Raw genomic sequence first — 13,868 nt, forward strand, 5'->3', positions numbered from 1 at the left:
TCCGAAAGCCCATCGTAGCGCCCCCCTCCCCCCAGCGCCGATTTGGCCCCAATCCCCGCATGGTGCACCTCCCAGGCCGTGCGCACATAGTAGTCCAGGCCCCGCACAATGCTGGGGTCTACCCTAAACGGCACCTCGAGCGCCTCCAGGTAATGCACCACGGCCTCATGAAAGGCCCGGGCAGCGGGCCCTAAAAACTCCAGCATCGGCTGAATGGCCAGCTCCCGGAGAATCTGCTGATCGGCCTCGCTTTTGGAGTCCAGGATACGCATGGGGTTGGATTCCAGCCGGGCCCTCGAGTCCTCCGAGAGGGCCTCCGCATGGGGGCGGAATTGCTCGCGCAGGTAGGCATTGTAGCGCACCCGATCCTCTGGGTCGCCCACCGAGCCCAGCTTCACCTCCAGCTCCTTTAGGCCCAGCTCGCGGTATATCTGCACCATCAGGGCAATGCACTCGGCATCCACCAAGGGATCGGCAGAGCCCAACGCCTCGTAATCCACCTGGTGAAACTGCTTGTAGCGCCCTTTCTGGTGGCGCTCGGCCCGGAAGATGGGCCCCCAAGTGTACAGCCGCACGGGCTGGGGCCAGACCTTCATGCCGTGCTCGTTGTAGGCCCGCACAATGCTGGCGGTGGGCTCAGGGCGTAAGCCCAGCAGCCGCCCCCCCCGATCTTCGAAGGTGTACATCTCCTTCTTGACCACGATATCGGAGGTAACCCCGACCCCTTTTTGCAACACCTCGGCGTACTCGAAGATCGGGGTGTGGATCACCCCCGCTCCGCTCGAGCCCAGCACCTTCTGCGCGGTCTCGAGGATATGGCGGAAAACCGGCTCCCGAAAGGGATATTCCTTGCTCTGGGCAAAAATGTCGTTGGTGCCTGGAACGGATTTCCACATAGCCATCGCCCCTACTTTACCAAGGCCGCTGAGCCCGGTTTGCGCCTCGGACCGCAGCCGGGTGTCCAATCGGCCCTTTCCCATCCATCGTCCGGTGGATGGGACCCCACGCTGGAAATATTGCACCTCATAGGGGCCTATGCTAGAGTACCCGCAGGTTCGAGCAAAAGGTAAATGGCGCTACGCTTTGGCTCGAGTCCGTTTTGGAGGTTTTGGATGAAGAAAGCAATCTTGACCGGCTTGTTGGCGGTCTCGCTGGGGAGTGCCTTGGCGGTGGTTCCCAACAACACCCATGTGATCATGCAGTCGGCGGACATCGTTTCGCTCGACCCCACCATGATCTACGACACCTCCTCAGGGGCCCTGGGGGAGAACATCTATGAGACCCTGGTGAAGTACAAGGGCAAGAGCGTCTCTGAGCTCGAGCCCATGCTGGCCACGGAGTGGAAGGTCTCACCCGATGGCAAGGTGTACACCTTTACCCTGCGCAAAGGGGTCAAGTTCCACAGCGGCAACGAGATGACCTGCGCCGACGCCGAATACAGCCTGCGCCGCAACCTGGTGGTCAACAACAGCGACTCGGGCAACTGGTTCCTCTCCGAAGCGCTGCTCGGCACCCCTTCCAATGCCAACGATGACAACAACATCACCTGGGCCAAGATTGCCAAGGCGGTGGCCTGCAACAACCAGGGCCAGCTCGTCCTGACCCTACCCGCCCCTGATCCGGCCATGCTGGTCAAGCTGGCCTTTATCGGCCAGGCCATCGTGGACAAGAAGTGGGCCATCAGCCTGGGCGAGTGGGACGGCACCGAGAAGACCTGGAAGGAATGGGTGGGCAAGGACCTCACCGACTCCGCCCTCTCCAACAAGCCCAGCGGTACCGGGGCCTACCAGCTGGTGCGCAAAGACGCCAGCACCTACGTGTTCAAGGCCTTCGACAACTACTGGGGTGGAAAGCCCAAGATCGAGAACGTGATCTTGCAGATCGTGAAGGAGCAGGCGGCGCGGCTCGAGGCCCTCAAAAAGGGTGATGCGGACATCGTGGAGACCGGTCCCCGGCCTGTGCTGGCCCAGCTGCAAGGCGCCCCCGGCCTAAAGGTCTACGACGGCATCCCCAACAACACCGCAACCGCCATCTTCATGCAAGAAAACATCAAAGACCCTGCGGTCTTGGGAAGCGGCAAGCTGGATGGCAACGGGATTCCGGCCAACTTCTTCTCCGATGTCAACCTGCGCAAGGCCTTCGCCTACAGCTTTGACTACGACCGCTACATCAAAGAAGTGCTGCAGGGCAAAGGCACCAAGCGGACCATGCTGCTGCCCGACAGCTTCTTCGGCTACGATCCCAACGTCAAGCAGTACAGCTACGACCCCCAGCTGGCTACGGCTTTCTTCAAGAAGGCTTGGGGTGGGCAGGTCTGGCAGAACGGCTTCGTGCTCAAAGCCAGCTATCGCGCGGGCAGCGTGGCCGCCCAGACTGCGATGGAGATCCTCAAGGCCAACGTGGAGAAGCTCAACCCCAAGTTCAAGGTTGAGCTGCAGCCCAAGCAATGGTCGGAGTTCCTGAAGAACGCCCAGCAGGGAAAAGAGCCCATGATCATCGTGGGCTGGGCTCCTGACTACGCCGACCCCGACAACTTCCTCTACACCTTCTACAGCTCCAACGGGTACTACTACCCCCGCAGCGGTTACAAGGACAGCATCATGGACAGCCTGCTCGAGCAGGCCAGGAAGACCACCGACCGGGCCAAGCGCAAGGCCCTCTACAGCCAGGTGGGCAACCGGGCTTACGAGACCGCGCCCTACATCAATGTTCCGGCTGGGGTGGGCTTCGTGGTTTACCGCGATAACATCAAAGGGCTCGAGGAAAACTACAACATCATGCTCTCGGGCGGTTACTACTGGAAGGACATCTCCAAGTAGTTCTGGCGAGGGGGTGCGGGTTTAGGCCCGCACCCTCAACTTTTAGGAGTACAACCGAGTGTTTGCGTTTATCGTTCGACGCTTGCTGTTCCTGCCGGTGGTGATTTTCGTCCTATCGGTGCTGATCGTTGCCCTGCTGCAATTCCTCACCCCTGAACAGCGAGCTGCCGCCTACATCCGCAGCGACAACCAGGCCCGAAACCTTCCCTTGATCATCAAGCAGTACGGCCTTGATCAGCCCTTCTACGTGCAGTACTGGAACTGGGTCAAGCAGGCGGCTCAGGGGAACTTGGGCTTCTCCAAATCCTCCAACAAACCTGTTTGGGACACCATAAAAGAGCGCTTTCCCTCCACGGTGGAGCTGGCCCTCTACTCGCTGATCCCCTTGATCGGCTTTGGGGTTTGGCTGGGCACCCTGGCCGGGCTCAACAAAAACAAGTTTATAGACCAGTTTGCTCGAGTGTTTGCAGTGGTAACCGGGAACATCCCCACCTTCGTGATGGGGATTATCCTGCTGGTGGTCTTCTATGGCCTGTTGGGAATCGCACCCGGCCCAGGACAGCTCTCCCCAGAAAGCCAGATCAACCAGATGATCAACCCGGTGCCTCGAGTGACCGGGATGCTCAGCATAGATGCCCTGTTGGCGGGGAACTGGCCGATCTTCTGGGATGTGATTCGCCATCTCATTCTGCCGGTCATCACCCTCACCACCGTGCTCAACGCCGGGCTGATCATGGTGACCCGAGGGAGCATGATCGAGGCCCTAAGCCAAGACTACGTGCGTACCGCCAAAGCCAAAGGCCTTTCGGAGCGGGCGGTGAACCTCAAGCATGCCCGCCGCAACGCCTTGCTGCCGGTGGCCACCATTGCCGGGTTTCAGGTGGCCGGGCTGCTGGGGGGTGCGGTGATCACCGAGACCATCTTCGGTTGGCCTGGGATTGGTTCCTGGGGCGCCGATGCCGCAGCGCGCTTCGATGTTCCGGGGATTTTGGGATTCGCCCTGCTGATCGGGGTTATTACCGTGGTGATGAACCTGGTCGTGGATATTATGTACGCGGCAATTGACCCCAGAGTGAGGTTTGACTGATGGCTGCTACCGCTCGAGCCGCTTCCCTTGCCCAAGAGAAGCGGGAGACCTTTTGGACCTCACGGGCCATGCGGCGACTGCGCCGCAACAAGCTGGCCTGGGTTGGCTTTGTTCTGGTGTTGCTGTTCACCCTGACCGCGGCCTTCGCCCCTCTGATCGCCCCTCCCCCCAAGGTGGGCAACAACTGCTTGCGCGATCTGGGGGTGAGCGAGCCCGCCGCGGTGTACAACCCCCTGGGCGGCACCTTCTGGCGGGTCTTGCTGGTGCCCCCCGCGAGCTGTTACCAGATCACCCGGATCAACTTCCGCCCCGAGCCCTCCCCTCCCCTACAGTCCATTCAAACCGAAGCCGGGCCGGTCCGCCCGCTGCTAGGGACCGCCAACGGCTACGACGTGTGGTACGGGCTGGTGTGGGGAACCCGCACCGCGTTCAAACTGGCCCTCACGGTGGTGTTCTTCCAACTGCTCATCGGCATCACCTTAGGGGCCATCTCGGGCTACTTTGGCGGCTGGACCGACAACCTGCTGCAGCGGTTCATTGAGATCATCCTGTCCTTCCCCGGACTGGTTTTGGTGATTGTGATCACCGCCATCCTAGGCCCCAGCCTAACCAACGTGATGATCGCTTTTATCGTCGTGGGCTGGGCCGGGTATGCCCGCATTATCCGTGGGGATGTGCTCAAGGTACGGGCTTTGGAGTTCGTGGATGGGGCTCGAGCCCTGGGGGCCTCCGACCTCCGGCTGATTCTGCGCCACATCATCCCCAACGCCCTCACCACCATCACCGCAATTGCGGTACTGGACCTCGGAGCCCTGCCCCTTTCAGCGGCGGCGCTCTCCTTTCTGGGGATTGGCCTACCGGTGGGCTTTGCCGACTGGGGGCAGATCATTTCGTTTGCCCGGGCCTGGATTCAGGGCACCGCTGAAAACCGCCTGGCCTACTGGTACGTCTCGTTTTACCCCGCCCTGGTGATCATCCTGTTTGGGTTGGGGTGGAACCTGCTAGGCAGCGCGGTACGGGATGCCCTAGACCCTCGAGACAACAGCTAAGGGCCGCCCAGCCTCAGCTCCTCCATCCCGGCCACCAACTGCTCATCGTGGGTGGCCAGGATCACAGCCGTGTCCAGTTGCGCGGCCAGTCCCAGCATCAGCTCGAGCACCCGCAGGGCATTGCGCCGGTCTAAGCTGCCGGTGGGCTCATCGGCCAAAAGCAGTTGGGGGCGGTTGTAGAGGGCCCGGGCCACCGCCACCCGCTGGCGCTCCCCGCCGGAAAGGGCCTGGGGCAGCAGGTGGGCCCGCCCCTCGAGCCCGACCCTGGCCAGCAGTTCATGGCCCCAGGCCGGGTCTACCTTGCCGGCCAGGTAACCGGGAAGCAGTACGTTCTCGAGGGCGGTCAGCTCCGCTTGCAGGTAGTGGTGCTGAAACACCAAGCCGGCATAACTCAGGCGGCGCCGGGCCAGGGCCCCCTCCGAGTACCCCCGGATGCGCTCCCCCTTCCAAAGCACCTCGCCCTCCTGTAGGGCCAGCAGCCCCGCCAGCAGGTGCAGCAGGGTGGTTTTTCCGCTCCCCGAGGGCCCCAGAATAGCCCGGGTCTCGCCGGGATGTAGGGCGAAGCTCACCTCCTCGAACAGGCGAATCTCGCCGTAACTGAACCCCAGCCCCTGCACCTCTAAGGTAGGATTCATGCCCTGGACGATTGGCAAACCGTTACGCACGGGTTAGAGTGTAACAAATGCTCGCGGATATCCAGATCCTCAGCAAAACCCCCTTATTTCAAGGTGTACCGCCCCAAGCATTAGAAGTGGCCAAGGAAGCATTCGTTACCCGGAGTTACCCTGCCGGCAAGCAAATTTTTGAGGCCGGGGATATGGGGGCTGCCCTCTATATCGTCCAAAGCGGGCAGATCCGCATCTACCGCACTTACCTCGACGGGCGGGAGCGGATGTTCGCCTATCTGGGTCCCGGCGAGGTTTTTGGCGAGATGAGCCTGCTGGATGACCAGCCCCGCAGTGCCTCGGCGGAGACGGTGGTAGAGACCATCCTGTTGGTGCTCTACCAGGATGCCTATTGGAGTCTGGTGCGTAAGTGGCCCGAGATTGTGCATAACCTGGCCACCATCCTGGCCCGGCGGCTGCGCGAAGCCGACTTAGAGCTCGAGGTTCTCAGCTTTGAAGAGGCCCGAGGACGGGTCGCCTATGCCCTCACCAAGCTGCGCAAACAGCGCTACGGGGATGGCACCAAGATGAAGCTCACCCACCAGGAACTGGCCCAGCTCTCCGGCACCAGCCGTGAAACCGTAACCCGCGTTCTGCACGCCTTGCGCGAGGAAGATCTGGTAAAGGTGGGATCGGGGTTCGTGGAGATCCTGGACCCTGCAGGGCTGGAAGAGGTGTTGTTCGGTTTGCGCTAAGGGCTGCTGAGCCACAATCTTCCCCTTCTGGGGGAGGGTGTCGCACAATGGAACTATGGATCCCTACCGGGAATACCAGGATTACGTGATCGCGCACCGGCTGCGCGAGGCCCTGGGCCATGCCCCCGGCCGGCAGTACACCCTTGCTGAGTACGCAACCCTGCGCTTGCGGCGCAATGAGCTGGTGCGAAAGCTGGTGGCCCGGCAAGGGGATTCGGCCCTGCTCTCGCGCATCGAGGGGATCAGCGAGGACCTCTGCTATGGGTTTTGGTCCAATCCTGGGGTGCTCAAGGGGTTTTTGCGCCGCCTTTCACCGCTGGCCCACCCGGTGCTGGAGTCCCCTCGAGCCTTTGAAACCCTGCTCACCCCAGGGGAGCTTAGCCGCATCGGTGAGCTTGGGCTGGCCGGTCGCTACTACCTGGGCTGGTTCCGCCTGCCGGGGCTGGTGAACGAACCGGTGATCTTCGAGGAGGCCTTGCGGGAGCAGGAAGCCCTGGCCGAGCGCCTAGGACTATTCCTGGACGAGTTCCATCAGGTTGCAGGCTGGTAAGGGTAGGCCAAGATCAGTCCCTTCCCCGAGCGCAGGCCGATCTCCAGATCCCCTATGACCTGGTTGGAGAGGGTAAGGGTGTGGCCCAGGGGAACCTGCGCCTCATCCAGGGGCCAACGCGCCCCCCGGATCGAAACCCCCTCGAGGTCGGTCAGAGGGATCAGGCTGAACCGGCTGCCGGGGGGCAGGTCGAGCACCCGGTGGCCCGGCAGCAGCGGATAGGCCTCCTCAAGGCCGGTGGTGAGCAGGGTGGGAATGCCCTCTTGGGCCAGGTTAAGGCTCAGCAACAGGTTGCCCAAGGCATGGTCAGTCTGGCCTCCGGTAGCCCCTACCAGCACCAGCGCACTGGCTCCGCGGCGCAGGGCCGCCCCCACCGCCAGTTCACCGTCGGTCTGGTCTTTAGCCCTCGGATGGGACTCGCGCGGGACCTGCGGGTAGGTTCGCAGCAGCTCCTCACCCGCCGAGTCGAAATCGCCTACCCACAGCTCCGGGACAAGGCCCAGGGGAGCGGCGTGGATCATCCCCCCATCAGCAGCGATGCAACGGCTCCCGGTGATCTGGGCCCGCAGCCTCGAGGTGGGGCTCAACCCCCCTCCCAGCAACAAGGTGAAGCGGCTCATCCCCTGCCCACCCCCGGTATGGGGCCAGCCTCGAGCGCCACCGCCTGTTGCAGTTCCACCCTGAGCGATACGGTCTGGCCGGGTTGGGCCTGGCTTTCATCGCCCTCCCAGTACAGCGAAAAACCCCGCCATTCAAGGCTCAGCACCGTACGGGCCCCCAGGAACAGCCGCTCCCGCACGGTAGCGGGCTCACCCGCCCCGAGGTGCAGGGCCCGGTTGGGAAGCAGGTGGGGCCGCTCAGAAAGCCCCAGAAGGCGGCTCTGCTCGGGGCTAAGCAGGTTCTTATGCCCCAGAAACGCCGCGGCCCAAGAGTCTTTGGGGTGGTTATACAGCCGTTCTGGGGTATCGATCTGGACCACCCGGCCCGCCCGCAGCAGCGCCACCCGATCGGCCAGGGCAAAGGCCTCGGGCTGGTCGTGGGTGACCACCAGGGTCAACACCCCGGCCCGGCGCAAAAGCCCCCGCAGCTCGAGCCACAACCCCTCGCGCAGCTCCCGGTCTAGCGCCCCCAGCGGCTCGTCCAGGAGCAGCACCCCAGGCAGATTGGCCAGCGCCCGAGCCAGGGCCACCCGCTGACGTTCCCCCCCCGAGAGGGCCTCCGGGCGCTTGTGGGCCTGGGGGCCCAGGCGGGTCAGCTCGAGCAGTTCGTCAACTCTCTTCTGCAGGCGGGTGGGCTCCCAGCGGGCCTCCCGCAAGCCAAAAGCCAGGTTATCCCGCACGTTGAGGTGGGGAAACAGCGCGTAGTCCTGAAAGACCATCCCGATTCCCCGCCGCTCGGGGGGGAGGGGGGTTAAGTCTACTCCGTCCAGGAGCATGCGCGGGGGTGGGGAGTCCGGTGGCTCAAGCCCCGCAATCAGGCGAAGCAGGGTGGTTTTCCCGCTCCCCGAAGGCCCCAGCAACCCCAGGATTTCCCCGTCACCGACCTCCAAGAGCGGAACCTCGAGGGTAAAGGAGGCCAGGGTTTTGCGCAGATGCTCGAGGCGCAACATCTGTGAACTTCAGGCCAGGGCCTTGTCCAGTTGCTCTACAAGGTTGACCAGCTCTGCCGAGACCGACTCAATGAGCCCTGCCGGGCCCTCGACCATCACCCGCACCAGGCTCTCGGTCCCCGAGGGGCGCACGTTAACCCGCCCCTGGCCGGATAGCTGAGCCTCGGTCTGGGCGATGGCAGCCTGGAGCTGGGGGCTTTTCATCAGGGCGGCTTTATCCCGCACCCGAACGTTTTTGAGAAGCTGAGGATACATCGGCAGGGCGTCGTACCACTCCGACAGATCCCGACCGGATTCGCGCAGGGCTTTTAGGGTGAGGATTGCGGTCAGCATCCCATCGCCGGTGGGGGCGTGGTCTAAAAACAACACGTGACCGCTCTGCTCCCCCCCCAGGCTCAGGCCGCTCGAGCGCAGCTTCTCATAGACATAGCGGTCGCCCACCGCGGTACGGAAAAAGTTGATCCCGGCTTCCCGCAGCCGCACCTCCAGGCCCATGTTGCTCATCAGGGTGCCCACCACTCCGGGCTCGTGCCGCACCATCGCGTTGAGGTAGAGCATGTGATCCCCGTGGAATTCCCGCCCCTTGCGGTCCACCAAAATCACCCGGTCGCCATCCCCATCGAAGGCCGCCCCCAGATCAAACCCGCCGTCTACAACCTGTTTTTGCAGGGCCTGGGGATGGGTTGAGCCACACCCTCGGTTGATGTTGCGTCCGTCTGGGGTGTTGAACAGCACAAAGACCTCCGCCCCCAGCCCCTGAAACAACCGATGGGCCAGGCGATAGGTGGCCCCATTGGCGGTGTCCAGGGCAATGCGCAGGCCCTCGAGGCTCTCCCCTTTGCTCAGGAGAAAATCCAGGTACATACGCTCGGCCTCGCTGAAATCCGAGACCGTGCCCATACCCTCGGTGCTGAACTCACGCCCCAATAACCCCTCGATCTCGGCTTCCACCGCATCGGGCAGCTTGTCCCCATCTGCACTGAAAAACTTAATGCCGTTGTCGGTGTAGGGGTTGTGGCTGGCGGAGATCATCACCCCTGCGGTGGCCCCCAAGGTCCGGGTCAGGTGCGCTACCCCTGGGGTGGGGAGAACGCTCAGGTGCTCCACCCGCACCCCTTGCGACATCAGCCCAGCGGCCAGGGCGGCCTCGAGCAGGTCGCAGGACTGCCGGGTATCTTTGCCCAAGAGCACCACCGGTCGCTTGGCGTGGGCCCGGAAATAGGCCCCTGCCGCCTGGCCCAGCTTCAGTACGAACTCCGGGGTGAGGGGCGGCTCTCCCGCAATCCCCCGCACCCCATCGGTTCCAAAATAGCGTCGCTCCATCGCCCCTTAGTGTATACCGGGCCCGCTGCCGCCCAGGGCTCGTTCAAACACCGCCCCTCACTTGGCCTCGAGCCAGTTGGGCCCAATTCCAATCCCCACCTCGATCGGCACCTCGAAGCTCCAAGCCCCCTGCATGGCCTCCTGGATGATCCGGGCCACCTCCTCGGCCTTGGCTTCCGGGGCCTCCGCGACCAGCTCATCGTGGACTTGCAGCACCAAATGCGCCCCCAACGGCTCCAACCGGGGCTGCACCTTGACCATCGCCAGCTTGATCAAATCGGCAGCGGTGCCCTGCAGGGGCATGTTGAACGCCATTCGCTCGGCGGCCTCGCGCACGTTTTTGATCCGGCTGTTCAGGTCGGGGACGAAGCGCTTGCGCCCAAACAGGGTCTCGACATAGCCCTTCTCCCGCCCTCCTGCCAGGGTTTGCTCAATCCAGGCTTTGACCTTAGGGTAACCTGCGAAGTAGCGCTCGATGAACTCGGTGGCCTCAGCATAGGGGATGCCCAGCTCGTTGGAGAGGCGATGGGCCGACATGCCGTAGAGCACTCCAAAATTGATGGTCTTCGCCGCTCGGCGCTGATCGGGCTGGACCGCCTCCGGCTTCACCCCAAACATCCACGCCGCGGTCTGGGTGTGGATATCGGCCCGCTGCTGGAAAACCCGCTTGAGGTTCTCGTCCCCCGACATGTGGGCCAGGATCCGCAGCTCAATCTGCGAGTAGTCTGCAGTGACCAACTGCATCCCCGGTGCAGCGATAAAACCCTTGCGGATGCGCCGCCCGAGCTCGGTACGCACCGGGATATTTTGCAGGTTGGGGTCGCTGCTCGAGAGCCGCCCGGTAGCTGCCACGGTCTGGTTGAAACGGGTGTGCAGGCGCCCGGTTCGGGGGTGAACCAGCTTGGGCAGCGGGTCGAGGTAGGTGTTTTTGAGCTTGGTCAGCTCGCGATACTGCAAGATCTTGTCCACGATCTCGTGATCCGAGCGCAGGTCTTCCAACACGCTGGCCGCGGTGCTGCGCTTGCCGGTGGTGGTCTTCTTGCCCGAGCCCAGCTTGAGTTCATCGTAGAGCACGGTCTCGAGCTGATCCCTCGAGCCCAGGTTGAAAGGATGCCCGGCCAAACGGTGAATCTGGGCCTCCAAGTAGGTGATTTCCCTGCCCAGCTCCTCAGAGATCTGGCCCAGGTAAGCCGCATCCAGCCGAACTCCGGTGGCCTCCATCTGGGCCAGCACCCGCGAGAGCGGCTTCTCGATCTCGTGGTAAAGCCAGGCAATCTGGGGGTTGTGGCCAATCCGGGTTTGCAGGGTGTCCCACAGGGTCTGCGCTACCTGGGCCCGGGCGACCGGGTCATCGGTCCAGTCCCCGGCACCATAGCGCCGGGCGGTGCTGGCCGGGTCGGAGTTGGAGGGATCGTAGAGGTAGGCCAGCAGCAAAGGATCATCGCCAGGCGGAACCCAAACCCCAGCACACTGGGCGTAGACCGAAAGGTCCTTAGCCGCCAGGCAGCGGAGTTCTGGGAAGCGCCGTAGCTCCTTGGCATCGGCCGGGGCCCGGTAGACCCGCCCCGGGCTGGCGGCCCCCAGCCCCGTCAGGTTGGCCCACATCGGCTGGGCCCGGTCCAGGGTATAGCCCAGAAAAGCCCCTTCCGGGGGAGGCCAGTCCCCCTCCAGGGTCGGGGCTGGAACGGCCAACAGGTTCATCTCGCGCAAGATGCTGCCAAACTCCAGGCGCTCCAGTTCCTCGCGCAGGCCCATACGGTCGGGGTCGCGGCGGTGGCAGGCGCGAAAATCCACCTCCAGGGGCACCTCGGTCTGGATGCGCGAGAGGGCGTGGGAGAGCTGCACGTTATCACGGCTGCTCTCGAGGCTCGAGCGCAGCTTGGGTGAAAGCTTCTCCAGGTGGGCATAGAGCCCCTCGAGGCTGCCCCACTCTTGCAGCAGCTTGGCCGCGGTCTTTTCACCGATGCCTTTGGCCCCAGGCAGGTTATCGGAAGAGTCCCCCACCAAAGCCCGGTAATCCACCCACTGCGAAACCTCCACCCCGTACTTTTCCTTGACCACCTCCGGGGTAATGACCCGCCCATCCGGCAGCACTACCTGCACCTGCTCGCTCAGCAGTTGGAAGCTGTCACGGTCAGCCGTAGCGATGCGCACGGGGTAGCCCTCGCGCTCGGCCTTGCGGGCCAGGCTGCCGATCACATCGTCGGCCTCCACCCCGGCCACCTCGAGCCGCTGCAAGCCCATCAGGTCCACGATGCGCTTGATGTGCTCGAGCTGGGGCTTGAAATCGTCGGGGGTGGGGGCCCGGCCAGCCTTGTACTCGGCATAGGAGTCGTGGCGGAAGGTTTTGGCTGGGGCGTCGAAGACCACGATCACGCAGTCCCCGTCTTCCCTCAGCAGCTTGAGCAGGGTACGCAAAAAGCCAAATACGGCCTGAGTGGGCTCACCGCGAGAGGTGGAGAGCTTCTCGAAAGCAAAATAGCTGCGATAGGCCAGGTGGTGCCCATCGATCAGCCAAACGCGGTCGGGCCTGGGTAGGGCCCCGGACTCCTCAGGAAATAAACCGAGCTGCTGCACAGGAGCATTGTACCCGGATTCGGTTAAGAACAGAACGAAGCGCGGTACCCCGCCTAGGGCAGCCGCTCGAGCTGGGCCCTTCCCCGGCTCAGGTCACGCAGCCGCTCGGCAAAGGACTCCAACTGGGCCTCCTCGAGGAGCAGCACCAGTTGGAAGCCCTGCTCGGTATAGGTTTCCGACTCGCGCTGCACCCCCGTCAGCAGATGGAACACCGTGTTGCTCAGTTCAAAGGGGGCCTGGAGCCGCAGCCGCGCCATCGGCAGCACTTCCCGCTTGGGAGCTTGCCGCAGGCACTCCGCTGCCGCCCCGGAATACGCCCGTATCAATCCACCGGCGCCCAATTTGACCCCACCGAAATACCGGGTCACCACCACCATTACCCCGTCTAACCCCTGCCCCTCGATGGCGCTCAGGACCGGACGGCCAGCCGTTCCGGCGGGCTCGCCGTCGTCGGCGAAGCGATACAACAGACCAATTTTGTAGGCCCAGACGTTGTGGGTGGCCTCTGGCTCCCGCGCCTGCGCCAACCACTCCAGAGCCGCCTGGGGCGACCCCACCGGGGCGGCTTTGGCGATGAAACGCGAGCCCTTGACCTCGAGGGCATAGCGAAAGGGGCCAGCCAGGGTGGTCATGCCCCCTCACTGCGCATCCAAGGCGGCTCGGGCCGCCCGGTACATCACATCCACATCGGGCTTGACCCCTGTCCATAGCTCAAAAGCCAGGGCCCCCTGCCACACCAGCATCGGCAACCCCCCCAGCGTGCGCAGCCCAGCCGCCTTAGCCTCGCGCAGCAGCCGGGTGTGTTCAGGGGTGTACACGATGTCCACCACCGCGCCACTATGGGGCAGTTCCAGGCCCTCGAGCGGCGAGGCGGTGGGGTCTTTCATCCCCACCGAGGTGGTGTTGATCAAGAGGTCACAGGTTCTGAGGGCATGGGGCAGGGCCGCCGGGCTCAGCACCCCCACCCCCAGCTCGGCTGCCAGGGCTTCCGCCCGCTCGAGGGTGCGGTTGTAGAGCAGCACCTTGGCCCCGCCCTTTTTGAGGGCGTAAGCCACCCCTCGAGCCGCGCCCCCCGCGCCCAAAACCAAAGCCCGCTGCCGCTTGTAGGCCAAGCCCGCTTCCTCTAGGCTCTTCAAAAACCCTGGGGCATCGGTATTAAACCCCACCAAGACCCCTGCCCGGTTGAGGATGGTGTTCACTGCGCCAATGGCCTGGGCCTCGTCCGAAAGCTCATCCAGGTAGGGAATCACCCGCTCCTTAAGGGGAATTGTGACATTCACCCCGGTGAACTCACGCCGCACCTCCTGCATGCGGGCTCGCAGAAACTCCGGTGGGGTCGGCAAAACCCGGTAAGAACCCTCGAGCCCGGCGGCCTTCAGGGCGGCTTCGTGCAGGACTGGGGAGAGGGAATGCGTGAGGGGAAATCCTAAAATACCAAGCTTCACAGCCCGAATTGTACTCAAGGGGAACGGGGGATGGGGCCTGCCGCCCGGC

At 63.5% G+C, this 13,868-nt stretch carries 13 protein-coding genes; 5 read left to right on the plus strand and 8 right to left on the minus strand.

Annotation, left to right across the window (positions count from 1 at the left end):
* Positions 1-896 (minus strand): histidine--tRNA ligase (hisS, locus tag Mgrana_RS12085; RefSeq protein WP_119357865.1); only part of this gene is annotated, 896 nt, incomplete at its 3' end.
* 216 nt (positions 897-1,112) lie between these two features.
* On the opposite strand from hisS, the gene Mgrana_RS12090 reads away from it, so the two are divergent.
* From Mgrana_RS12090 to Mgrana_RS12100, 3 genes are read left to right on the plus strand one after another with little or no spacing between them, the layout of a single operon-like run.
* Positions 1,113-2,819, plus strand: coding sequence for an ABC transporter substrate-binding protein (locus Mgrana_RS12090; RefSeq protein WP_119357866.1), 1,707 nt, complete (start codon positions 1,113-1,115; stop codon positions 2,817-2,819).
* 58 nt (positions 2,820-2,877) lie between these two features.
* Positions 2,878-3,906, plus strand: a complete 1,029-nt coding sequence (locus tag Mgrana_RS12095; RefSeq protein WP_119357867.1) for an ABC transporter permease — start codon at positions 2,878-2,880, stop codon at positions 3,904-3,906.
* On the plus strand, positions 3,906-4,955 hold the full coding sequence (locus tag Mgrana_RS12100; RefSeq protein WP_119357868.1) for an ABC transporter permease: 1,050 nt from the start codon (positions 3,906-3,908) through the stop codon (positions 4,953-4,955). Before Mgrana_RS12095 ends, Mgrana_RS12100 begins: the two co-directional genes overlap by 1 nt.
* On the opposite strand, the gene Mgrana_RS12105 is transcribed toward Mgrana_RS12100, so the two are convergent.
* Positions 4,952-5,590, minus strand: a complete 639-nt coding sequence (locus Mgrana_RS12105) for an ABC transporter ATP-binding protein (RefSeq protein ID WP_119357869.1) — start codon at positions 5,588-5,590, stop codon at positions 4,952-4,954. The genes Mgrana_RS12100 and Mgrana_RS12105 overlap by 4 nt on opposite strands.
* 47 nt (positions 5,591-5,637) lie before the next feature.
* Between Mgrana_RS12105 and Mgrana_RS12110 the strand changes: the two genes are divergently transcribed.
* A complete protein-coding gene (locus Mgrana_RS12110) occupies positions 5,638-6,315 on the plus strand; it encodes a Crp/Fnr family transcriptional regulator (protein WP_119357870.1) in 678 nt (225 codons plus the stop codon).
* Positions 6,316-6,370: 55 nt separating this feature from the next.
* Positions 6,371-6,865: a hypothetical protein gene (locus Mgrana_RS12115; protein WP_119357871.1), complete on the plus strand. Its 495-nt coding sequence runs from the start codon at positions 6,371-6,373 to the stop codon at positions 6,863-6,865.
* Here the strand turns inward: Mgrana_RS12115 and Mgrana_RS12120 are convergent.
* The 6 genes from Mgrana_RS12120 to Mgrana_RS12145 are packed head-to-tail and all read right to left on the minus strand — an operon-like array spanning position 6,847 to position 13,819.
* A complete protein-coding gene (locus Mgrana_RS12120) occupies positions 6,847-7,485 on the minus strand; it encodes a thiamine diphosphokinase (RefSeq protein ID WP_119357872.1) in 639 nt (212 codons plus the stop codon). The genes Mgrana_RS12115 and Mgrana_RS12120 overlap by 19 nt on opposite strands.
* Complete coding sequence (locus Mgrana_RS12125) at positions 7,482-8,474, minus strand: ABC transporter ATP-binding protein (protein WP_119357873.1); 993 nt, start codon at positions 8,472-8,474, stop codon at positions 7,482-7,484. Before Mgrana_RS12125 ends, Mgrana_RS12120 begins: the two co-directional genes overlap by 4 nt.
* A 9-nt stretch (positions 8,475-8,483) precedes the next feature.
* Positions 8,484-9,797: a phosphoglucosamine mutase gene (gene glmM, locus Mgrana_RS12130; protein ID WP_119357874.1), complete on the minus strand. Its 1,314-nt coding sequence runs from the start codon at positions 9,795-9,797 to the stop codon at positions 8,484-8,486.
* Between the two features lie 57 nt (positions 9,798-9,854).
* A complete protein-coding gene (gene polA, locus Mgrana_RS12135; RefSeq protein WP_119357875.1) occupies positions 9,855-12,374 on the minus strand; it encodes a DNA polymerase I in 2,520 nt (839 codons plus the stop codon).
* A 53-nt stretch (positions 12,375-12,427) separates the two neighbouring features.
* Complete coding sequence (locus Mgrana_RS12140) at positions 12,428-13,006, minus strand: IMPACT family protein (RefSeq protein ID WP_119357876.1); 579 nt, start codon at positions 13,004-13,006, stop codon at positions 12,428-12,430.
* Positions 13,007-13,012: 6 nt separating this feature from the next.
* Complete coding sequence (locus Mgrana_RS12145; RefSeq protein ID WP_119357877.1) at positions 13,013-13,819, minus strand: shikimate dehydrogenase; 807 nt, start codon at positions 13,817-13,819, stop codon at positions 13,013-13,015.
* Between the last annotated feature and the right edge of the window lie 49 nt (positions 13,820-13,868).

The sequence above is a fragment of the Meiothermus granaticius NBRC 107808 genome, from assembly GCF_003574355.1.
GTDB lineage: Bacteria > Deinococcota > Deinococci > Deinococcales > Thermaceae > Meiothermus > Meiothermus granaticius.

Coding starts and splice junctions, on each gene's coding strand:
- Mgrana_RS12090 (WP_119357866.1), top strand. CDS start 1,113: ATGAAGAAAGCAATCTTGACCGGCTTGTTGGCGGTCTCGCTGGGGAGT.
- Mgrana_RS12100 (WP_119357868.1), top strand. CDS start 3,906: ATGGCTGCTACCGCTCGAGCCGCTTCCCTTGCCCAAGAGAAGCGGGAG.
- Mgrana_RS12105 (WP_119357869.1), bottom strand. CDS start 5,590: ATGAATCCTACCTTAGAGGTGCAGGGGCTGGGGTTCAGTTACGGCGAG.
- Mgrana_RS12110 (WP_119357870.1), top strand. CDS start 5,638: ATGCTCGCGGATATCCAGATCCTCAGCAAAACCCCCTTATTTCAAGGT.
- Mgrana_RS12115 (WP_119357871.1), top strand. CDS start 6,371: ATGGATCCCTACCGGGAATACCAGGATTACGTGATCGCGCACCGGCTG.
- Mgrana_RS12120 (WP_119357872.1), bottom strand. CDS start 7,485: ATGAGCCGCTTCACCTTGTTGCTGGGAGGGGGGTTGAGCCCCACCTCG.
- Mgrana_RS12125 (WP_119357873.1), bottom strand. CDS start 8,474: ATGTTGCGCCTCGAGCATCTGCGCAAAACCCTGGCCTCCTTTACCCTC.
- glmM (WP_119357874.1), bottom strand. CDS start 9,797: ATGGAGCGACGCTATTTTGGAACCGATGGGGTGCGGGGGATTGCGGGA.
- Mgrana_RS12140 (WP_119357876.1), bottom strand. CDS start 13,006: ATGACCACCCTGGCTGGCCCCTTTCGCTATGCCCTCGAGGTCAAGGGC.